The organism is Blautia sp. AM28-27 (assembly GCF_003480905.1).
Taxonomy (GTDB): Bacteria; Bacillota; Clostridia; order Lachnospirales; family Lachnospiraceae; genus Fusicatenibacter; species Fusicatenibacter saccharivorans.
Genome location: NZ_QUJK01000007.1, coordinates 1 through 21,020 on the forward strand (window position 1 = coordinate 1; position 21,020 = coordinate 21,020).

Genomic DNA, 21,020 nt, shown 5'->3' on the forward strand with positions numbered 1-21,020 from the left:
TGACTGTTACTAATCGGTCGAGGGCTTGACCTGAATGGTTGTGTTCACAAAAAATGGAATGATAGATGTGTAGTGTATGCGGTTTTGAAGGTATATCGGAAAAACCATCGGAGAGATCCGATGGTTTTTTACTGTTAAAAAATAAAAGAAAGAGCGCTGCTAATGAGAAAAAATACTCATTAACAGCGCTTTTCATTTCACAGAAAAAGCAGTATTATGGGGTTAGAAGAGTCTAACACAAAACAGACTCTTACACACTCAGGAAAAAAGATGCAGGGAGGAAAGTTATGTTTCTTGAGATTAATAACCTGAAGAAGAGTTTTGGAACCGGTGAAAGCCGTGTGGAGGTCTTAAAGGGAATCCAGTTTTCTGTGGAAAAAGGTGAAATCTGTGTTCTCCTAGGTCCATCCGGTTCCGGTAAATCGACACTGTTGAATATTATCGGCGGAATCGACGAGGCGGACAGCGGTTCGATCGTGATTGAAGGCGAAAAAATTGAGGATATGAATGAAAAAACGCTGACACGGTACAGACGAAAACATTTAGGATACGTTTTCCAGATGTACAATCTGATTCCAAACCTGACGGTGAAAGAAAATATGGAAGTCGGCGCATACTTAAGCAATCATCCGCTCGACATCAACAATCTGTTAAAGACACTGGGGCTCTATGACCACCGCGACAAGCTGCCGAACCAGCTCTCTGGCGGTCAGCAGCAGCGTACTTCAATCGGAAGAGCTATCATCAAAAATCCAAGCATTCTGCTCTGTGATGAGCCGACAGGTGCACTCGATTACCATACTTCAAAAGAAATTTTGAAGCTGATCGAGGACGTCAATCAGAAGTACGGCAACACCGTCATTATGGTAACACACAATGATGCGATCAAAAACATGGCGGACCGCGTGATTCGTCTGCGCGACGGCCAGATCCGTAAAAACTACGTCAATGAGACCAAAATCGCCGCCGGCGATCTGGACTGGTAAAGCGGGGTGGAAGTATGAAAAATCCATTACGAAAACGCCTGCTGCGGGAACTGAAGAACGATATTGGAAAATATCTCGTTATTTTTCTGTTTATGACGGCGACGATTGGCTTTGTGTCCGGTTTTCTCGTTGCGGATGAGAGCATGCTGTATGCTTACGATGAAAGCTTTGAAAAATACAACGTGGAAAACGGAAATTTTACAACAGAACAGAAGCTCACCGACGACCAGAGAACACGGCTGGAAAAAGAGAAGGTAACGATTTACGAGAATTTCTATAAAGACGAAGATGTCGACACGGATCTGGATTCGGAACCAGAGAGCACGATCCGTCTTTTTAAAAACAGAACAGAGGTCAATCTGGTCTGCCTGATGAAAGGCGAAATGCCGCAGCAGAAGGATGAAATTGCAATTGACCGTATGTATGCGGACAATAATGACCTGCAGGTCGGTGATGTGATCTCGGTTGATAAAAAAGAACTGACGGTTACCGGTCTTGTGGCACTTTCGGATTACAGTGCGCTGTTCAGCAATTCGAGTGACATGATGTTCGATGCGGTTAAATTCGGTGTGGGAATCATGACCGAAGAAGGGTATGATGCCATTACCGATGACCATATCAAATACTGCTATTCCTGGAAATACGATACGGAACCGAAAGATGAAAACGAGGAAAAAGAATGGTCCGATAATTTCGTCGAGGTTCTGGCGGCTCATTCCTCGCTGACGGGTTATCTGCCGCGCTACGGCAATCAGGCAATCAAATTTACCGGCGACGATATGGGCGGTGACAAGGCGATGGTGGAGGTACTGCTGTACATCCTGATTGCCATCATGGCGTTCATTTTTGCAGTTACGACAAACAATACGATTGTAAAAGAAGCGTCGGTGATCGGAACGCTGCGCGCATCCGGCTATACGAGACGGGAACTTCTGCTGCATTATCTGTCCCTGCCGGTACTGATTACGATTTTGTCGGCGGTGATTGGAAATATTCTGGGATACACCGTGTTTAAAGATATCTGCGCCGGTATGTATTATGGAAGCTACAGTCTGCCGACGTATCAGACGCGGTGGAATGCCAATGCATTTCTGCTCACGACCGTAATTCCGGCAATTCTGATGTTTGTGATCAACGCGGTGCTGATTTCCGGCCGTCTGCGTCTGTCACCGCTGCGTTTTCTGCGCCACGATTTTGCAAAGAAAGGAAAAAGCCATGCGGTGCGTCTTCCGAACTTCCGGTTCTTCTCGCGGTTTCGTCTGCGGATCCTGCTGCAGAACAAATCGAGTTACTTTACCCTGTTTCTCGGTATCGTATTTGCCAATATTCTGTTGCTGTTCGGTATGATGATGAAACCGCTGCTGTCACATTACCAGACGGAGGCGGTGGAAAATATGCTGGCAGATTACCAGTATATTTTAAATGTCCCGGATCCGATCGATGAGGATGATGAGTACACGCTGATGGGAATTGTGCAGAAACTTCTGACGCCGTCACTGAAGACAAATACGGAGGGCGTGGAAACGTTTGCCGTCACATCGCTGAAGAATATTCCGAAAAACCGGGAGGGCGAGAGCATTTCGGTATATGGAATTCAGAAAGACAGCAAATATGTTTCCGCTGAACTGTTTGAGGACGGCGTGACGATTTCCGACGGTTATGCCGAAAAATATGGAATGAAAGTCGGCGATACACTGGAACTGAAAGAGCCGTATGAGGACAAAACGTACAGCTTTGAAGTAAAAAGCATTTATGCCTACCCGGGAGCCCTTGCGGTATTTCTGCCGATGGATGTCTTCTGCGAGGAATTCGATCATCCAGAGGACTACTTTAACGGCTATTTCTCCAATGAGCCGATCACGGACCTGGAGGAATCGTATATCGCGACGAAAATTACGGAAGATGATATGACAAAGATTTCACGGCAGCTCAATGTGTCGATGGGAGAAATGTTCCAGCTGATCAATGTTTTCTCGATTGTACTGTTCATGCTGCTGATTTATCTGCTGACGAAGCTGATCATCGAGAAGAATACGACTTCGATTTCGATGGTAAAGATTCTCGGCTACGAGAACAGGGAAATTTTGAGTCTGTATTTGACGGCGACAACCTGGGTTGTGATCGTCTCAATCGGTGCCAGCCTGATCATTGCCTCCGCGCTGATCCGCCAGATTTATGTCATTATGCTTTCCGAGTACAGCGGCTGGCTGACATACTATATTGATCCGGCAATTTACGGAAAAATGTATCTGATGGGCCTTGCGGCGTATGCTGTTATCGCTGTGCTGCAGTTCCGCCACATCCAAAAGATTCCGATGGACGAGGCACTGAAAAATGTAGAATAAAAAAAGTTACAGGAGAAATCTTGACAAGCCCGGGCAAAGTGTGGTATATTGCTCTCAAACTTGGTGTGGATTTTTCAACTTGTAATAAAGTTCTTTTCGCCACGCAATTATCGAAAGCAGATAATTGCGTGGCTTTTTTTGTGGCAATGGAGCAAAGTCCGTGCCTGCACGTAAGCCCACCAACAGAAAAGATCACAAATGGAGGTAATAATGAACGAAAACTTTATGAAAGAAAAGCCAGTATTTCCACTGCTGGTTTCGATGGCGTTTCCAATGGTAATCTCGATGCTGGTCAATTCCTTATATAACATTGTGGACAGCTTCTTTGTCGCACAGATCAGCGAAGATGCCATGACGGCGCTCTCCCTGGTTTATCCGGTACAGAATTTTGTAAATGCCGTTGCCATCGGTTTTGGAATCGGACTGAATGCGGTGATTTCGTATTATCTGGGAGCGGGTGACAAAAAGGCAGCCGGCTGTGCTGCAACGCAGGGTCTTGCCCTTACCATGCTGCATGCGGTTATTTTAACGATCGGAAGCCTTCTGGTCATCGAGCGTTTCCTGCGGATGTTTTCTTCTTCCGAAACTGTCATCGATCTTGGTGTCCGGTATTCACGGATTATCTTTCTGTTTACCATAGCAATCATGGCAAACCTTTACTTTGAAAAGGTTTTTCAGGCAGTCGGCCGGATGAAAGTGACGATGACCGGTATGATGATCGGCTGTATTGTCAACATCATTCTGGATCCGCTGATTATTTTCGGAATCGGACCGTTCCCGCGTCTTGGAATTGAGGGTGCGGCACTTGCAACCGGCATCGGTCAGGTGACACCGGTCGTGATTTACTGGATCATTTACAAGATCCGCCCGATTTCGGTCAAAATCCATCCGGAATATTTAAAAGAAGGAAAAAATCTGGTCGGAAGACTGTATGCGATCGGCGTCCCGGCGATCCTGAACCTGGCGCTGCCGTCTCTTCTGATTTCCGCACTGAATGGAATCCTGGCCGTGTATTCCCAGAGCTACGTTGTCGTGCTCGGCATTTACTACAAGCTGCAGACGTTCATCTATCTGACAGCAAACGGCATTGTACAGGGCATGCGCCCGATTATCGGCTTCAACTACGGCGCAGGCGAGCATAAGCGTGTGCGGAAGATTTATGAGATCACCCTGATTATGTGTGCGGTGATCATGCTTATTGGAACCGGCATCTGCCTTGCCATTCCGGAACAGCTGATCGGACTGTTCAGCAGCAATCCGGAGACCATCCGTCTTGGCGGACAGGCACTGACACGCATCAGCGCGGGCTTTTTGATTTCGGCAGTTTCCATCACATCCTCCGGTGCGCTGGAGGGACTCGGAAAAGGCGGATCTTCCCTGATCATTTCCCTCTGCCGAAATGTCATTGTCATTCTCCCGGCAGCTTACCTGCTGTCCCATCTGGGAGGCGGCGTTTTCGTATGGCACGCCTTCTGGATCACAGAGGTCATTTCCGCAGCGGTTTCTCTTGTGGTATACCGCCGCGCAGTACGAAGATAAAAAATATAAGAAGAAAAGAAAAGCGGCCTCTTGTGGAAGGCGGCTTTTCTTTTTATAATAGATAATACAGACGTAAGAATTAAGTAAAGATTTTTTTGAATATTCATGGTACCATTACGGTAGTTAAAAACAGAGAGGATGGAAACGACGTGGAAGAAACAAATATTTTAGTTGTGGATGATGAAAAAGAAATCGCGGATCTGCTGGAAATTTATCTGATCAGCGATGGATTTCAGGTATTAAAAGCGTACAGTGCAAAAGAGGGACTCCGCATTCTGGAGGAGAAAAAAATCGACCTGGTGCTGCTCGATGTGATGATGCCGGATATGGACGGTATTGCGATGTGCCGCCGCATCCGGGAGACGAACAACATTCCGATCATCATGGTAAGTGCCAAAACGCAGGATATCGACAAGATCGTCGGTCTGTCAACGGGAGCAGACGATTACGTGGCAAAACCGTTCAATCCGCTGGAGCTGATGGCGCGTGTAAAATCCCAGCTCCGCCGCTACCGCGAACTGAATCCGTCGAAGCCGCACGAGCGCCAGGAAGTGATTTCCTTAAAGCATCTGGAAATCAACAAGGTAACCCATCAGGTTGTCTGCTACGGAGAAAGCATCAAGCTGACACCGATCGAATTTGATATTCTGTATCTGCTGGCCTCCAACCCGGGCCGCGTGTTCGGTACAGACGAAATTTTCGAGCGCGTCTGGCATGAAAAATTCTATGAGGCGAACAACACGGTTATGGTACATATCCGCCGTCTGCGCGGAAAAATGAAAGACGACACAAGAGAAGATAAGATTATTACAACAGTCTGGGGAGTGGGATACAAAATTGAAGCCTGATTTTATAAAAAACTTCAGCCAGAGGATGGTCTTTGATCTGATTGTAAGTGCACTTGTCACGGTACTTGTAGTGATGCTTACCGACGGGATTCTGACCTTTTTCGGCAATGGACTGATGAACATCGGTTACCGGAGCGCCTGGATCGGACCGGGAGGCCTCCGCCCATCGGTGCGGACGATGATTCTGACGGCGGCTGCGCTGCTTTCGTTCTGCCTGACCTTTTATTTCCTGATGCGCGAAACCATCCGATACATTGGGAAGATTCTGGAAAAGGTAAAGGAGATATCAGCAGGGGATTTTGATCATCCGATCGAGGTAAAGGGAAATGACGAGTTTTCTGTGATGGCGGAGAACTTAAATACGATGCAGCAGAATATCAAGGAAATTATGGAACGGGAACGGATCGCGGAGCATACGAAAAACGATCTCGTCTCATCCGTGGCACATGACCTCCGTACGCCGCTGACTTCGATTATCGGCTATCTCGGCTGGGTGCGCACGCGGACGGATCTGGATGAGGAGATGAGAAATCATTATATCGATATTGCCTATCAGAAAGCACTCCGTCTGGAGCAGCTCACGAACGAGCTGTTTGGATTCGTCAAGCTGGAGCACAAAGAGATGCAGCTGCATCTCGGAAAACTTGATCTGGTGCAGCTGATGGAGCAGATGCTCGACGAGATGACGCCGTCTTTTGTGAAAAATGAGCTTCAGGTGGAATTTCTGCATGCGGAACATGCGATTTTTCTCGAGGCGGACGGTGAGCTGCTGGCACGGCTCTTTGGAAATCTGCTGAACAATGCTGTCAAATACGGAAAAGAGGGAAAACAGGTCCGCGTCTCAATGGAAAAAGAGGGCGAATATGTGGTCACGCGTGTCATTAACTACGGACGGATCATTCCAAAACAGGAACTGGATCATATTTTCCAGAAATTTTACCGGACAGAGCAGTCGAGGAGCCGCGATACCGGCGGGACGGGACTTGGACTTGCGATTGTACAGCAGATTGCGGAACTGCATCACGGACAGGTGCGGGTAAAAAGTGATCTGCAGGGAACCGTCTTTGAGGTGGAACTGCCGGTCGGAATGCCAAAGGGGAAGAAAGAGGACGAAAAGCGATGAACAGGAAAAGAAGAAGCAAAATCTGCTGTCTGTCCGGTATTTTGCTGCTGATTCTGCTTCTGGCGGGAGTTCAGAGGGTGTCTGCGATGACAACGCGGACAGAACTTTATCAGAACACGCCGTCGGATGGCGGAAGAAGCGGCGGGAAAGAAAAGCAGCTTCTTGCCAACAGCTACGCAGGGGAATACCAGATTGATTTTTCTTATGGATTCGAAGGAAACTATCAGGATGGGAATCACGTACCGATTCGTGTGACAATCACAAATGAGAGCGCTGTTGAATTTGAAGGATACTTTGTTTTTCAGATAAAAAACGCCGCGGAATCGATTTACCGCGGAAACAGTGGAGAAGGCATTCTCTCAAAACTGTTTCCGGGGGTCAAGCGGTCGGGCGATGGAAGAAACAGCCTTTTTACGTACCGTTTTCCAATCTATATTCCGGCGAACGGAACCGTTACAAAGACTTTTTCTGCAGGGCTTCTGGTGGAAAATACGTCTTTTTGTGTCCTGCGCCTGGAGAACAGCCAGAGGGACACGGTGTACAGTCGGGAAGAAACGATTTCGAGTGAAGGCTTCTTCCAGTCCAAGGTGGAAGTCTGCGTTGTGGAAGAAGAAACTAATTACGGGCAGCAGCTGAATGGAGTTACGCTGAACGACGGGATTTATGAGGTGGAAGCTGCATCTGTCCGGGCAGAGGAGCTTGTCGGGCTTGCGGAGTCGTATTCGCCGGATGTGCTGATCCTTCTGGAGCAGTCCAAAGAAGAACTGGATGAGACAATCCAGAAAGAAATTGATCTCTGGCAGGCAGAGGGAGGTCTTCTGATTACCTTTTCGGGAAACGAGACATTTGCGGAAAGCCAGCGCAGTGCGTTTAAAGAAGCGCCGGTAGATTTTCTGAAAAATATTCTGGACGAAGAGACCACCAGCCGCCTTCTGGCAAAACGAAATATGAATTATCAGAAATACTATACGATTTCCGATCTTCTGGAAAACACTAAGATCCGGAACCGTCCGAATACGGTGCTGTACGGCGGCCTGATTCTGGTCTATCTGGTTCTGGCAGGGCCGGGATTGTATTTCTTTTTGAAAAAAACAGGAAAACGTCAGTATCTCTGGGGGGCGATCTGTGCCTGCTCGGCCGTCTTTGTTATGCTGATCAGTCTGTTTGGCCAGAGCACGAGGCTCAAGGCCCCGGTGCTGACGTATGTAAGAGAAATCTGGCAGTACGATACATACCAGAAAGATTACATTAATTTCTGTGCACAGGCGCCGTACAATGCTTCCTATGAGCTGTATCTGGATCCGTCCTACGATCTGGTGATGTACAACCGTATGGACTATATGTCCAACAGCACGGCACAGCCGGAAACGGAGGATGCGGAATATGAAAAGACGGAGATCAGTTTCGGAGAACAGAAAAACAGGGCAGAAATTTCCAATCAGGCTGCATTTGCCCTGAATGAGTTCGGCATGCAGCGGATGGAAACGCTGGATGAAGGCAAAGGACTGAAAGGCACGTTTCATTTCTGGGATCAGAAGATCAGCGGAACCGTGGAAAATAAGACAGGCTATGATCTGGAGAGCTGTGTGATCGCCGTTCCAGGTTACTGTGCCCTCATTGGAGACATCAAAAACGGGGAGACGATCACGCTGGATGGAATAGAAGCGGACAGCGTGCGGGAGTTCGGAAATTGGAGTGCGGCAGAAGATCTGCCGGAGATAGAGAAAAATTATCTGGACGGTGTCATCTATAATCACATGCCGAACCGGAGTGACAACTGCCTTTTCTTTGGAAAGCTGGCAGGCAATGACGATACGTTCCAGCTTGACAGCGGATACGAAGCGTATGGAATCTCGTATTACTATCAGGAAGTGTCTGTGGACATGAAAGAGGCCGGCGTTGTGTACTGTCCGTATGCGCAGGAGTACAGCGGATGGGACGGCGGAAACACGGTAAGCTTTGAAATGGGACCGAATTCCGGCGGAATCTCGGAAGAGGAAACAGAAGTAACGTATTATCTGAACGGTGTCTTTGAAAACAACAACATCTGGTGTCTGTATGGAATGTATGCTAAAGGCGTGATGCAGCCGGATTCTGAGGGAATCTATGATCCTGCATTCTGGCCGTATGCGATGACGGCGTTAGAAGATAAGATCCAGGCGGCAGAAACCGGCGGGGGAGGAAAACGGGGAACCATTCTTTCGCTTGCTTTCGAGAAAGCCCGCACAGAGGATGGGACCAAGATCCGGAATTTCAATGGAATCATTGAGCTGTACAATTTTCAGACGGGAACGTATGATGAAATTTCCGACTGGGAGATCGATTTTGCGAGTGATCCGGCGCTGGAGGCGCAGTATGTGAATGCGGACAACCAGATCCGTGTGCGGTACCGTCTTTCCGAAGAAGAAAAGGGAGAAGAGTATCATGAAAATTATGGATACTATGAGGCACCGAATCTGATCGTAAAGGCGAAAGAGATCCCACCGGAGCAATATCTGGAGAACCTGTTAACGGAGGAGCCAAATGCCGATACTGAAAATTGAGAAACTGACCAAAAAATACGGAAAAACATATGCCCTGAACGGTCTTGATATGGAAGTAAAAAAAGGCGATATTTACGGCTTTGTCGGACCGAATGGTGCGGGAAAAACAACGACGCTGCGCATTATTTCAGGGCTTTTAAAGAGCGACGGCGGCGATCTGTGGCTGGACGGCGTGCGGACGACAAAAAATATTCTGAAGCAGAAAAGCCTGATCGGCTTTGTGCCTGATTTCTTTGGCGTCTATGAAAACTTAAGCGTGATAGAGTATCTGGAATTTTTTGCCGCATCGTATGGAATTTACGGGCGGGCAGGAACTGTCCGTGCGCGGGAAGTGCTGGAGATGGTCGAACTATCGGGAAAAGAGGAGCAGATGGTGGATTCGCTCTCAAGGGGCATACAGCAGCGGCTCTGTCTGGCGCGCGCGATGATCCATAAACCGAAGCTTCTGGTGCTGGACGAACCGAATTCCGGTCTGGATCCGCGTTCGAGAAAGGATTTTCAGCTTCTCCTGCAGCGATTGGCGCGGGAGGATTATACGATTCTGATCAGCTCCCATATTCTTTCGGAATTAGCAGATCTGTGCACCAGCATCGGTGTCATCAACGGAGGTGTCATGGTACAGCAGGGAAAGCTGGAAAACATTATGCTTGCGATCGACAGCTCCAATCCGCTGCGCATCACTGTGCTGAACCAGGTGCCAAAGGCGCTGGAACTATTGCGGCAGGATCCGCAGGTCAGCCGCCTTTCTGTGGATGAAAACAAGATTGCGGCCTGGTTTTCGGGAAGCCGGGAGGAGGAGGCGTATCTGCTGCAGAAACTGGTGGATGCCGGAATCCTTGTGGTTTCGTTTGCACGGGAACACAACAGCCTGGAGTCCCTGTTCTTCCATCTGACCGGGGAAACGGAACAGAAGAGCCGAAACACAGAAACGTTCGGAAACACGATCGGATAAGGAGGGAACGAAACGTGCGGTTAAATCCTGTATTTGAAAAAGAAATGAAGCGGAACTCGCGGTCATCGCGGATTTCCTGGATTATTTTTGTCTGCAATCTGCTGCTTGCCGTGGTTGCGTTTGTCTGCTATTTCGGGGAGAGCAGCCAGCTTGGCTATCTGGCACCGGTCAGTTACAGCGTTCCGATGAACTGCTATATTCTGATGACGTATCTTCTGTTTATTCTCGTCGTCCTTTCAGTTCCGGCGGTTGCGGGAGGAAGCATTTCGCTGGAGCGTGAGAAAAAAACGCTGGATGTGCTGCTGACGACGAACCTGAACCCGTGGAGAATCATTACGGGAAAGCTGGAGGCATCGCTTGGCGTTGTTCTGATACTGACGGTTTCGGCACTGCCGGTGCTGTCCCTTGTTGTGGTGTTCGGCGGTATCGGCCTTGGCGGACTGCTTCTGATGGCGGGAGGCCTTCTTCTGACCGGAATTTTTGTCGGCAGTATCGGCATTTTCTGTTCGGTTGTTTTTAAGCGGACCACACTGGCGACCGTTCTTTCCTATGTCATTGTCGTTTTTCTGGTCGTAGGAATATGCGCCTGCACGGGGCTTGCCTACTACGCAGGACTGCTGCAGCAGGAGATGACGGCAGCTTATCAGCAGATCGATGTAGGAGGTGTAATTTACCTTCTTCTTTTCAATCCGTTTACCTCGTTTGCGGGGATCATCAGCCGCCAGCTTGGGAATGGAAGAGAGATGGAACAGCTCTGCTATCTGCTTGGAAATTACGGACAGAATCCGCTGATCCATTATCTGCCGGAGGCGAGTGCCGTTCTGCAGCTTCTGATATCAGCCGTTCTTCTTGTAACGGCGGGAAGAAAGCTGAATCCATTAAATAAATAACAGGAGTAAAAGAGAAGATGAAACCATTTTGTTTTAGCCTTTCCGGAATTTATGAGTCCGAAGGATATGCCTGGGAGCAGGCGGGAAAGATCTGGGATCTAAGAGAGCTCCGGGGAACTGACGGTTATCTCGATCCGGAGACGGAGCAGTTTCTGGAAGCGGAACTTGGCCGAAAAAAAGAAACGAAAGAGCTGCCGCGGATCCGCCTTCTGGATTCCGGCAATTATCACTATATGAGCAAATTGCTGCTGGGACTGGAAAAAGAAGATTTGTTTTTAGCCGTATTCGACCACCATACCGATATGCAGCCGCCGGCGCTTCTTCCGGTGCTCTCCTGCGGTTCCTGGATCCGGGATGCTGCCGGGGCGTATCAAAACATCAAAGGAATCTGTGTGATCGGCCCGCCGGAGGCGTCGGTGCGGGAAACAGAAGCGATGGAGCATGTCTGGTTTGTGACACAGGAAGAGCTCGACGACGGAAGCGGAGCGGCGAAGATCAAAGAGATTTTTGCATCCCATGCGGGAACATTTCCGGTATATCTGTCGGTCGATAAGGACATTCTGTCAAAGGAGGAGCTTGATACGAACTGGGATCAGGGAAATGTGCGTGTGGATGAACTGCTGTCCCTTGCAAAGGACTGTCTTGCGGGGAGAAAGGTGCTCGCGGTCGATCTCTGCGGAGAGCCGTCGGCGAACGCGCCGGAGGCGGAGTGCAGCGCGGCAAGTCTGGTAAACCAGAAGCTGTACGGCGCGCTTGCGGCAAAAATCGAAGATTGACAAAGCCGGGGCAAAAGAGTATCATAAATTCATACCCAGACGGGGTATATAGAGTGACGGAACACAAGGAGGAAACCTCATGGGTGAATGTTGTACACACTGCAGTGAATGCGACCGGAAAAAAGTGCGGGACGAAAAAGAATACAAAGATCTGATCCACCGTCTTTCGAGAATTGAAGGCCAGGTGCGCGGAATACGGGAAATGGTGGAGAGCGACCGCTACTGCGTCGATATCCTGACCCAGGTATCCGCGATCCAGTCTGCATTAAACAGTTTCAACAAGGTACTGCTTTCCAGCCACATCAAATCCTGCGTTGTGGAGGATATCCGGCAGGGAAAAGAAGGCGCCGTGGATGAGCTCTGCAAAACCATCCAGAAGCTGATGAAATAAGAAGGAGAAGAAGAAAATGAAAGCATATGAAAGATTACTGAATTATGTTAAAGTGCCGACACCGAGCAATGAGAAGAGCGGAACCCATCCGTCTTCCGAGTGTCAGAGAGTCCTGGCAGACCAGCTTGCAGAAGAAATGAAAGCGCTCGGCGTATCGGATGTCCGTGTAGAGGATAAATGCTACGTCTATGGAAAAATTCCGGCAACAAAAGGATACGAAGGAAAGACAAAACTGGGATTTATCGCACACATGGATACGGTATCTGATTTTGCAGATCATGCGGTAAATCCGATCGTACATGAAAATTATGACGGAAAGGATCTGAAGCTGGCTGACAGCGGAAGAACACTGGAGGTTTCGGTATTCCCGCATCTTCCATCCCTGGCCGGCAGAACGTTGATCACAAGCGATGGAACAACGGTGCTCGGTGCAGACGACAAGGCGGGCGTGGCAGAGATTATGACACTGGCAGAAGCCCTTCTTGCCGGAGAAATCCCGCACGGTCCGATTTCCATCGGATTTACACCGGATGAGGAGATCGGTGAAGGCCCTGACTTTTTTGATGTTCCAGGCTTTGACGCAGAGTTTGCCTATACCGTGGACGGCGGCACAGAGGGAGAAATCGAATTCGAAAACTTCAATGCAGCCGGAGCGAAATTCACGGTGACCGGATTTAACATCCACCCAGGCGGAGCAAAAGACACGATGATCAATGCAATCGCTGTTGCAAGCGAGATCCAGTCTCTTCTGCCGGAAGCAGAGTCCCCGAGAAATACCGAAGGATATGAAGGCTTCTATCATCTGACCAGTATGTCCGGCGATGTGGCACATGCCGAGTCCGAGTACATCATCCGTGATCACGATGCAGAGAAATTTGCAGCAAAAGAAGAGAATCTGCGCCGGATTGAAAAAGCAATGAATGAAAAATACGGCGAGGGAACGGTAAAACTGGAGATCAAAGAGCAGTACCGCAACATGGCTGAGAAGATCCGTCCTTGCTACCATCTGATTGAGAATGCCGAAGAGGCAGCCAGAAGAGCCGGCATGGAGCCGATCGTTCTTCCGATCCGCGGCGGCACAGACGGCGCACGCTTAAGCTTCATGGGGCTGCCGTGCCCGAACATCGGAACCGGCGGATATGCATGCCATGGACCGTATGAGCACATTACCGTTGAGGGGATGGAAAAGACGATGGCAATGCTGAAAGAACTGGTTAAGATCTACGCAGAATAAAAGAGTTGTCAGAAAAAAGGAAAAGTCCGGCAGAAAACTGCCGGGCTTTTTTGCTGGCGTTTATGATAGGAAGAAAAAAATCAGCACAGCAAAAAACGGAGCCATGCAGGCTCCGATTAAAAGCAGTTCGTAGGGGAATCGAACCCCTGTTTTCGCCGTGAGAGGGCGACGTCTTAGCCTCTTGACCAACGAACCATATGATATAGAACAGAATTTTTAAAAGAGAAGGAAGTCTGTGAAACCTTCAACAGTTCGTAGGGGAATCGAACCCCTGTTTTCGCCGTGAGAGGGCGACGTCTTAGCCTCTTGACCAACGAACCGTATGATATAGAACAGAATTTTTAAAGAGAAGGGATTCTGCAAAACCTTCAGCAGTTCGTAGGGGAATCGAACCCCTGTTTTCGCCGTGAGAGGGCGACGTCTTAGCCTCTTGACCAACGAACCATGTCGCTTAAAACAGGATTTTTAAGAGAGAAGGCATCCTGCGAACCTTCAGCAGTTCGTAGGGGAATCGAACCCCTGTTTTCGCCGTGAGAGGGCGACGTCTTAGCCTCTTGACCAACGAACCGTACTCGCTTATAATACACGATGTCTGGAGAAAATGCAAGTGTTTTTTTGAAAAAAATTTAAAAAATTTCAAAAAGTAGCGAAATTCGCATTTTACTTGCATTTTTTGCCAGTTATGGTATGATGAAACAAACAAATGTTCTAAAAAACAGAAATACGTTCTAAAAAGAAAGAAAAAAGATTAGAATAGAGAAGGAGAAGACAAATGAAACAGTACAAAGGAGCCATTTTTGATCTGGACGGAACACTGCTCGACTCGATGCGGGTCTGGGATGACATCGATGTTGCATTTTTAAAGAAGAGAGGACTTGAGGTTCCGCCGGATTATCAGGAGGCGATTACACCGCTCGGCTTTCTGGAGGCTGCCCGCTACACGATCAGACGGTTCGGCTTTCCGGAAACGCCGGAAGAGCTGATTCAGGAGTGGCATCAGATGGCGGTCGACGCCTATACGTATGAAGTGGAGTTAAAAGACGGGGCAGCAGAATATCTCCGCTATTTAAAAGAAAAAGGAATCCGCATGGCGGTTGCTACCTCATCGAGCCCGGAGCTGTATGAGCCGGCCTTAAAGAGAAATGGGATTTATGAGTATTTTAAAGCATTTGTCACCGTCTCGGAAGTAAAGCGCGGCAAGGGCTTTCCGGATATCTACGAGAAAGCGGCTGAAAAGCTGTCTCTTCCGCCGGAAACGTGTGTGGTATATGAAGATATCCTAGCGGGAATCCGCGGCGCCAAAATGGGCGGATTTGCGGCTGTGGGCGTGTATGACAGAAGCGGGGAAGGAAACCGCGCAAAGATGGAGCAGGAAGCAGACCGCTACGTGACTTCTTTTAAGGAGCTGATGAACGGAGGAGATTCTTTCTTCTAAAGAAAATCTTGCTATTCCGGGAAGAAAAATGATATAATAAAATACTGTGCCCCAAAATGGGACAGACAGAAGTATTTTTAAGAGAAAAAGACAGTAACACATAAGTGAGGATAGAACAGTTATGCCAAAAAAAGAAACGTATGATGCCAGCAGTATTTCCGTGCTGGAAGGTCTCGAAGCAGTGCGTAAGCGCCCTGGTATGTATATCGGAAGTACCTCGCGGAAAGGCCTGAATCATCTGATTTATGAAATTGTAGACAATGCGGTGGACGAGCATCTTGCGGGCTACTGCGACACCATTCACGTAACACTTGAAGCAGACGGCTCGGCGACCGTGACCGACAACGGCCGCGGAATCCCGGTCGGCATGCATGAAAAAGGCGTTCCGGCGGAGCGTCTCGTTTTTACAACCCTGCACGCCGGCGGTAAATTCGACAACAATGCGTACAAGACAAGCGGCGGTCTGCACGGTGTCGGTTCTTCGGTTGTCAATGCGCTTTCCACCTATCTTGACGTACAGGTCAGCCTCGGCGGCTGGGTTTACCACGACCGCTACGAACGAGGTGTTGCCGTACAGGAACTCGATGAGGATGGGCTGCTGCCGAAGATCGGAAAAACGAAGAACAGCGGAACCCGCATCAACTTCCTGCCGGATCCGGAAATCTTTGAGAAAACACGTTTTTCCGTAACAGAGGTCAAAAGCCGTCTCCATGAGACTGCATATCTGAACCCGGCGCTTACCATTTATTTTTCCGATCTGCGCGATGGAAAAGAGGAGCACCTGACGTATCACGAGCCGGACGGCATTGTTGGTTTTGTGCGCGATCTGAATAAGAACAAAGAGGCAATCCACGATCCGATTTATTTCAAAGGGGAATCTGAGGGCATTACCGTAGAATGTGCGTTCCAGTATATCAACGAATTCCAGGAAAACGTGCTCGGCTTCTGTAATAATATCTACAACGCTGAGGGCGGTACCCATATTTCCGGTTTCAAATCGACCTTTACGACGATTATGAACAGCTATGCCAGAGAGATCGGTGTCTTAAAAGAAAAAGACAATAACTTTACGGGATCGGATATCCGAAACGGTATGACCGCTGTTATTTCGATCAAGCACCCGGATCCGCGGTTCGAGGGCCAGACAAAAACGAAGCTGGACAACCCGGATGCGGCAAAGGCCGCCGGAAAAGTAACAGGCGAGGAGATTCCGCTGTATTTCGACCGCAATCTCGAAGTGCTGAAAAATGTTCTTGCCTGCGCTGAGCGATCTGCCAAAATCCGTAGAAGCGAAGAAAAAGCCAAGACAAATATGCTGACCAAGCAGAAATATTCGTTTGATACGAACGGCAAACTGGCAAACTGCGAGAAAAAGGATCCGTCGCTGTGCGAGATCTTTATCGTCGAGGGAGATTCTGCGGGCGGTTCCGCAAAGACGGCGCGTGACCGTAATTTCCAGGCGATTCTGCCGATCCGCGGTAAGATTCTGAACGTAGAGAAGGCTTCTATTGATAAAGTTCTGGCAAATGCAGAGATCAAATCCATGATCAATGCATTCGGCTGCGGCTTTTCCGAGGGTTACGGCAACGACTTCGATATCACAAAGCTCCGTTACGATAAAATTATCATCATGGCAGATGCCGATGTCGACGGTGCGCATATTTCAACGCTGCTGCTGACACTGTTCTACCGTTTCATGCCGGAGCTGATCTACGAGGGACATGTCTATATCGCGATGCCGCCTCTTTACAAGGCAATGCCGTCCCGCGGAAAAGAAGAGTATCTGTACGACGACAAAGCACTGGAAAAATACAGAAAGACACACAAAGAAAAATTTACGCTGCAGCGCTACAAAGGTCTTGGCGAGATGGACCCGGAGCAGCTCTGGGAGACGACACTGAATCCGGAGACGAGACTTTTGAAGCGTGTGGAGATCGAGGATGCCCGTATGGCCTCCGATGTGACGGAAGTACTGATGGGAACCGAGGTTCCGCCGCGGAAAGCATTTATTTATGAGCATGCAACCGATGCAGAGCTGGATATTTAACAGGAAGGACAAAGGAAGATGAAAGAAAAATCAGAAGATCAGATTATACGGACCGAATATTCTGAGGTCATGCAGAAATCTTATATTGATTATGCGATGAGCGTCATCATTTCCCGAGCGCTTCCGGACGTGCGGGACGGTTTAAAGCCGGTACAGCGCCGTACTCTGTATGACATGTATGAGCTCGGCATCCAGTACGACAAGCCGTTCCGAAAGTGCGCGCGTATCGTCGGCGATACGATGGGTAAATACCATCCGCACGGCGACAGTTCCATTTACGATGCTCTTGTCGTAATGGCACAGGATTTCAAAAAAGGGCAGCCGCTTGTGGACGGTCACGGAAACTTCGGGTCGATTGAGGGTGACGGTGCCGCTGCAATGCGATACACCGAGGCGAGACTGCAGAAAATTACACAGGAGGTCTATTTAAAGGATCTCGACAAAGACGTTGTCGATTTCGTACCGAACTTCGACGAGACGGAAAAAGAGCCGTCTGTTTTGCCGGTGCGCGTGCCGAACCTTCTGTTGAATGGCGCAGACGGTATCGCTGTCGGTATGGCAACAAGCATTCCGCCGCACAACCTGTGTGAGATTGTGGATGCGGTCAAGGCCTACATGAAAAACAACGACATCACCGTCAAAGGTCTGATGAAATACATCAAAGGACCGGATTTCCCGACCGGCGGTATTGTCGTCAATCAGGATGACCTGCTGTCGATCTACGAAAAAGGTGTCGGAAAGATTAAAATCCGCGGAAAAGTGGAAGTGGAGAAAGGCAGAAACGGAAAGCAGTATCTTGTGATCACCGAAATTCCGTACCCGATGATCGGTGCGAACATCGGAAAGTTCCTGAACGATGTGGCGGGGCTTGTGGAGAGCAAGAAAGCGCCGGAAATTGTCGACATTTCCAACCAGTCCTCGAAAGAAGGAACACGCATCGTGCTCGAATTGAAAAAAGGCGCGGATGTGGAGCGGATCACGAATCTGCTGTACAAGAAAACACGTCTGGAAGATACGTTCGGTGTCAACATGCTCGCCGTGGCAGATGGAAGACCGGAGACGTTAAGCCTTAAACAGGTGATCGAGCATCACGTTGATTTCCAGTTTGAAGTGGCAACCCGCAAATACCAGAACCTTCTCCGCAAAGAGATGGAGCGCCGCGAGGTGCAGGAAGGTCTGATCAAGGCATGCGATGTGATCGATCTGATCATTGAGATCCTGCGCGGAAGCAAGACACAGAAGCAGGTCAAAGAGTGTCTGATTATGGGTGTGACCGATGGTATCCGCTTCAAATCAAAGTCAAGTGAGCGTATGGCAGCACAGCTCTGCTTTACGGAACGCCAGGCAACGGCGATTCTGGAGATGCGTCTGCAGAAACTGATCGGACTGGAAGTGGAAGCACTCTTAAAAGATCATGAGGCGACTGTGGCGAAGATTACGAAGTATGAGGATATCTTAAATCATTACGACTCGATGTCGGAAGTTATTATGGAAGATCTGACGCAGATTAAAAAAGAGTACGGCCACAAGCGGAAAACGGCGATTGAGAATGCTGAGGCGATTGTTCTTGAGGAGCCGAAGGTCGAGGAGATGGATGTTGTCTTCCTGATGGACCGCTTCGGTTATGCGAAGACGATCGATACGTCTGCTTACGAGCGGAACAAAGAGGCTGTGCACAACGAGAACAAATATGTGTTCCAGTGCAAAAACACCGATAAGATCTGCGTCTTTACGGATCTTGGAATGATGCACAGCATCAAAGTAATGGACATCCCGTATGGAAGATTCCGTGACAAGGGAACGCCGATCGACAACCTTGGAAATTACAGCAGCCAGAAGGAGCAGATGATTTACGTCGATGCACTGGAAAATATCAAGAACAATAAGCTGCTGTTCGTCAGCGCGGCCGGTATGGTAAAGCTTGTCGATGGATCCGAGTTTGATGTCGTAAAACGAACGATCGCGGCGACGAAGCTTTCATCCGAGGAGGACCGTCTGATTCTTGCCGAGGTCTGCCAGGAGCAGGAGTATGTGGTTCTGCAGACGAAAAACGGTGTCTTCCTGCGCTTCCTTACGAGTGAAGTGCCGGAGAAGAAAAAAGCAGCCGTTGGTGTGCGTGGTATCCGTATGGCAGAGGACGACGCGGTAGAGCATGCGTATCTGCTGGCAAGCCGGATGGATTACACGATCACGTATCACGACAAAGAGATTTCTCTGACAGCGAAGATTAAGCTGGCAAAACGAGATACCAAGGGAACAAAGATCCGGGTATAACGCAGAGTTTTGTTTATAACCATGAGAAGCACGCTCCGCGGGTTTTTCGAGAGATCACTTGGCAATAAAAGGACACCTGCCCGATACCAGAACGGTACGGGCAGATGTCCTTTTTGCATAATTTTTTAGTTATTTGAAAAACTGTGGGAAGTCTTTCTTGGGGTTCTTCTTTCAATGGCAACGTACGGACGATGATGACCGACATATTTATAAGCCGGACGGATGATCTTTCCTTCGTTGACAAGCTCTTCGATCCGGTGTGCGGACCAGCCGGAGATACGGGAGATAGCAAAGATCGGGGTGTAGAGCTCTTTTGGAAGGCCAAGCATTGCGTAGACGAAACCGCTGTAAAAATCAACATTTGCACAGACTGGTTTGAGCAGACGGCGCTTTTTGGCGATACACTCGCCGGCAATGCGTTCTACAGACTCATAGAGAGCAAATTCTTTCTCGCGGTGCTTCTCAGCGGAAAGCTTTTTTGCATATTCTTTCAGAATCACACAACGTGGATCGGACAGGGTATAAACAGCATGGCCCATACCATAGACAAGACCAGTTCCATCGAATGCTTCACGATCAAGCATTTTGGTCAGGTAGGTGCGCAGTTCGTTTTCGTCTTCCCAGTTTGTAACATTCTCTTCAATATTTTCAAACATTTCCATAACCTTCAAGTTGGCACCGCCGTGGCGCGGTCCTTTTAAGGAACTTAAAGAAGCCGCAACAGCAGAGTAGGTATCGGTTCCGGAGGAGGAGACAACGTGTGTCGTAAATGTTGAGTTATTTCCGCCGCCGTGGTCTGCGTGAAGAATTAACGCAACATCGAGAACCTTTGCCTCCAGAGCAGTGTATTCTCCATCCGGGTGAAGCATCTGCAGAATGTTTTCAGCCATCGACAGCTCCGGTTTCGGATTTCGGATGATCAGGTTCTGGTTTTCGTGGTAGTGGCGGTATGCATGGTAGCCGTAAACGGCGATCAGCGGCATTTTGGCGATCAGACTCAAAGCCTGGCGGAGGACGTTCGGAATGGAAATGTCATCCGGCTTTTCGTCGTAGGAATACAGGGTCAGCACACAGCGCTGCAGAGTATTCATCATGTTTTTGCTGGTTGCCTTCATGACAACGTCGCGGACAAAAGTGTCCGGCAGCTCGCGGTAGATACTTAAAATTTCGTTGAAATCATTTAACTGCGGTTCTGTCGGAAGAGAACCGAACAGAAGAAGATAGGTAATCTCTTCAAAACCGAAGCGTCGTCCTTCCATACCTTTGATCAGATCAGCGACGTTATAGCCCTGAAAATAGAGACGGCCATCGGTCGGAACTTTTTCGCCGGTGCGCTCATCAATATCGAAGCCGATAACATCGGAAATTTCGGTCAGGCCGGTGAGAACACCTTTACCAGTGGAATCACGCAGTCCCCGTTTTACATCGTACTCAGTGTATAAAGATAAATCAATCTTTCCGGAATCTTTCGTATACTCTACAAGCTGACTGAGCTTGTCTTCCAGATTATCGTATTGCATGGTCATGACAACAGCCCCTTTCTTCCTTTAGTTAAAAACTATACTTACTTTTTTGGCGGTTGTCAATGCTTTTCTTTCAAAATACATTAATTTTTATAAGGAAAAGGGATGGTTTTC

15 protein-coding genes and 4 tRNA genes are annotated in these 21,020 nt (G+C 48.7%); 14 read left to right on the forward strand and 5 right to left on the reverse strand.

The annotated features are described in order from the left end of the window. Positions 1-287 precede the first annotated feature (287 nt). The 11 genes from DW743_RS10710 to pepT all read left to right on the forward strand — a co-directional run bounded on the left by DW743_RS10710 (position 288) and on the right by pepT (position 13,627). Positions 288-986 (forward strand): ABC transporter ATP-binding protein, encoded by a 699-nt coding sequence (locus tag DW743_RS10710; RefSeq protein ID WP_117761596.1) that lies wholly within the window; start codon positions 288-290, stop codon positions 984-986. Between the two features lie 14 nt (positions 987-1,000). After that, positions 1,001-3,331, forward strand: a complete 2,331-nt coding sequence (locus DW743_RS10715; RefSeq protein ID WP_117761595.1) for an ABC transporter permease — start codon at positions 1,001-1,003, stop codon at positions 3,329-3,331. Positions 3,332-3,541: 210 nt separating this feature from the next. Next, positions 3,542-4,870: an MATE family efflux transporter gene (locus DW743_RS10720; RefSeq protein WP_117761594.1), complete on the forward strand. Its 1,329-nt coding sequence runs from the start codon at positions 3,542-3,544 to the stop codon at positions 4,868-4,870. Positions 4,871-5,019: 149 nt separating this feature from the next. Then, the gene (locus tag DW743_RS10725) at positions 5,020-5,718 is read left to right on the forward strand and encodes a response regulator transcription factor (protein ID WP_022462401.1); all 699 of its coding nucleotides are present in this window, start codon (positions 5,020-5,022) and stop codon (positions 5,716-5,718) included. Then, a complete protein-coding gene (locus tag DW743_RS10730) occupies positions 5,708-6,841 on the forward strand; it encodes a sensor histidine kinase (RefSeq protein WP_117761593.1) in 1,134 nt (377 codons plus the stop codon). Before DW743_RS10725 ends, DW743_RS10730 begins: the two co-directional genes overlap by 11 nt. Beyond that, positions 6,838-9,384, forward strand: coding sequence for a hypothetical protein (locus DW743_RS10735; RefSeq protein ID WP_117761592.1), 2,547 nt, complete (start codon positions 6,838-6,840; stop codon positions 9,382-9,384). The genes DW743_RS10730 and DW743_RS10735 overlap by 4 nt, the downstream gene beginning before the upstream one ends. After that, positions 9,371-10,336, forward strand: a complete 966-nt coding sequence (locus DW743_RS10740) for an ABC transporter ATP-binding protein (protein WP_117510237.1) — start codon at positions 9,371-9,373, stop codon at positions 10,334-10,336. The genes DW743_RS10735 and DW743_RS10740 overlap by 14 nt, the downstream gene beginning before the upstream one ends. A 14-nt stretch (positions 10,337-10,350) precedes the next feature. Further along, positions 10,351-11,226, forward strand: a complete 876-nt coding sequence (locus tag DW743_RS10745) for an ABC transporter permease (RefSeq protein WP_055217680.1) — start codon at positions 10,351-10,353, stop codon at positions 11,224-11,226. A gap of 17 nt (positions 11,227-11,243) precedes the next feature. Further along, the gene (locus tag DW743_RS10750; protein ID WP_055228568.1) at positions 11,244-12,002 is read left to right on the forward strand and encodes an arginase family protein; all 759 of its coding nucleotides are present in this window, start codon (positions 11,244-11,246) and stop codon (positions 12,000-12,002) included. Positions 12,003-12,081: 79 nt separating this feature from the next. Beyond that, complete coding sequence (locus DW743_RS10755; RefSeq protein WP_022463104.1) at positions 12,082-12,393, forward strand: metal-sensing transcriptional repressor; 312 nt, start codon at positions 12,082-12,084, stop codon at positions 12,391-12,393. A 16-nt stretch (positions 12,394-12,409) separates the two neighbouring features. Next, the gene (pepT, locus tag DW743_RS10760; protein WP_055217684.1) at positions 12,410-13,627 is read left to right on the forward strand and encodes a peptidase T; all 1,218 of its coding nucleotides are present in this window, start codon (positions 12,410-12,412) and stop codon (positions 13,625-13,627) included. 123 nt (positions 13,628-13,750) lie between these two features. Here pepT and DW743_RS10765 read toward each other — a convergent pair. From DW743_RS10765 to DW743_RS10780, 4 genes are all read right to left on the reverse strand, one after another. Further along, positions 13,751-13,822 (reverse strand) — tRNA-Glu (locus tag DW743_RS10765). Between the two features lie 53 nt (positions 13,823-13,875). Continuing rightward, positions 13,876-13,947: transfer RNA gene (locus DW743_RS10770), tRNA-Glu, on the reverse strand. Between the two features lie 52 nt (positions 13,948-13,999). Beyond that, positions 14,000-14,071, reverse strand: a tRNA-Glu gene (locus DW743_RS10775). Positions 14,072-14,123: 52 nt separating this feature from the next. Beyond that, positions 14,124-14,195, reverse strand: a tRNA-Glu gene (locus DW743_RS10780). Positions 14,196-14,399: 204 nt separating this feature from the next. Here DW743_RS10780 and DW743_RS10785 point away from each other — a divergent pair. The 3 genes from DW743_RS10785 (at position 14,400) to DW743_RS10795 (ending at position 19,383) form a co-directional block, all read left to right on the forward strand. Beyond that, positions 14,400-15,062, forward strand: coding sequence for an HAD family hydrolase (locus DW743_RS10785; RefSeq protein ID WP_117761591.1), 663 nt, complete (start codon positions 14,400-14,402; stop codon positions 15,060-15,062). 121 nt (positions 15,063-15,183) lie between these two features. After that, on the forward strand, positions 15,184-17,109 hold the full coding sequence (locus DW743_RS10790) for a DNA gyrase/topoisomerase IV subunit B (protein ID WP_117761590.1): 1,926 nt from the start codon (positions 15,184-15,186) through the stop codon (positions 17,107-17,109). Positions 17,110-17,127: 18 nt separating this feature from the next. Continuing rightward, positions 17,128-19,383 (forward strand): DNA gyrase/topoisomerase IV subunit A, encoded by a 2,256-nt coding sequence (locus DW743_RS10795; protein ID WP_117761589.1) that lies wholly within the window; start codon positions 17,128-17,130, stop codon positions 19,381-19,383. Between the two features lie 125 nt (positions 19,384-19,508). On the opposite strand, the gene DW743_RS10800 is transcribed toward DW743_RS10795, so the two are convergent. Next, positions 19,509-20,909: a citrate/2-methylcitrate synthase gene (locus DW743_RS10800; protein ID WP_117761588.1), complete on the reverse strand. Its 1,401-nt coding sequence runs from the start codon at positions 20,907-20,909 to the stop codon at positions 19,509-19,511. Positions 20,910-21,020: the final 111 nt, after the last annotated feature.

What these genes read in the sequence shown, in the direction of transcription:
- DW743_RS10710 (WP_117761596.1), top strand. Translation starts at nt 288, where the DNA reads ATGTTTCTTGAGATTAATAACCTGAAGAAGAGTTTTGGAACCGGTGAA.
- DW743_RS10715 (WP_117761595.1), top strand. Translation starts at nt 1,001, where the DNA reads ATGAAAAATCCATTACGAAAACGCCTGCTGCGGGAACTGAAGAACGAT.
- DW743_RS10720 (WP_117761594.1), top strand. Translation starts at nt 3,542, where the DNA reads ATGAACGAAAACTTTATGAAAGAAAAGCCAGTATTTCCACTGCTGGTT.
- DW743_RS10735 (WP_117761592.1), top strand. Translation starts at nt 6,838, where the DNA reads ATGAACAGGAAAAGAAGAAGCAAAATCTGCTGTCTGTCCGGTATTTTG.
- DW743_RS10750 (WP_055228568.1), top strand. Translation starts at nt 11,244, where the DNA reads ATGAAACCATTTTGTTTTAGCCTTTCCGGAATTTATGAGTCCGAAGGA.
- DW743_RS10755 (WP_022463104.1), top strand. Translation starts at nt 12,082, where the DNA reads ATGGGTGAATGTTGTACACACTGCAGTGAATGCGACCGGAAAAAAGTG.
- pepT (WP_055217684.1), top strand. Translation starts at nt 12,410, where the DNA reads ATGAAAGCATATGAAAGATTACTGAATTATGTTAAAGTGCCGACACCG.
- DW743_RS10785 (WP_117761591.1), top strand. Translation starts at nt 14,400, where the DNA reads ATGAAACAGTACAAAGGAGCCATTTTTGATCTGGACGGAACACTGCTC.
- DW743_RS10790 (WP_117761590.1), top strand. Translation starts at nt 15,184, where the DNA reads ATGCCAAAAAAAGAAACGTATGATGCCAGCAGTATTTCCGTGCTGGAA.
- DW743_RS10795 (WP_117761589.1), top strand. Translation starts at nt 17,128, where the DNA reads ATGAAAGAAAAATCAGAAGATCAGATTATACGGACCGAATATTCTGAG.
- DW743_RS10800 (WP_117761588.1), bottom strand. Translation starts at nt 20,909, where the DNA reads ATGACCATGCAATACGATAATCTGGAAGACAAGCTCAGTCAGCTTGTA.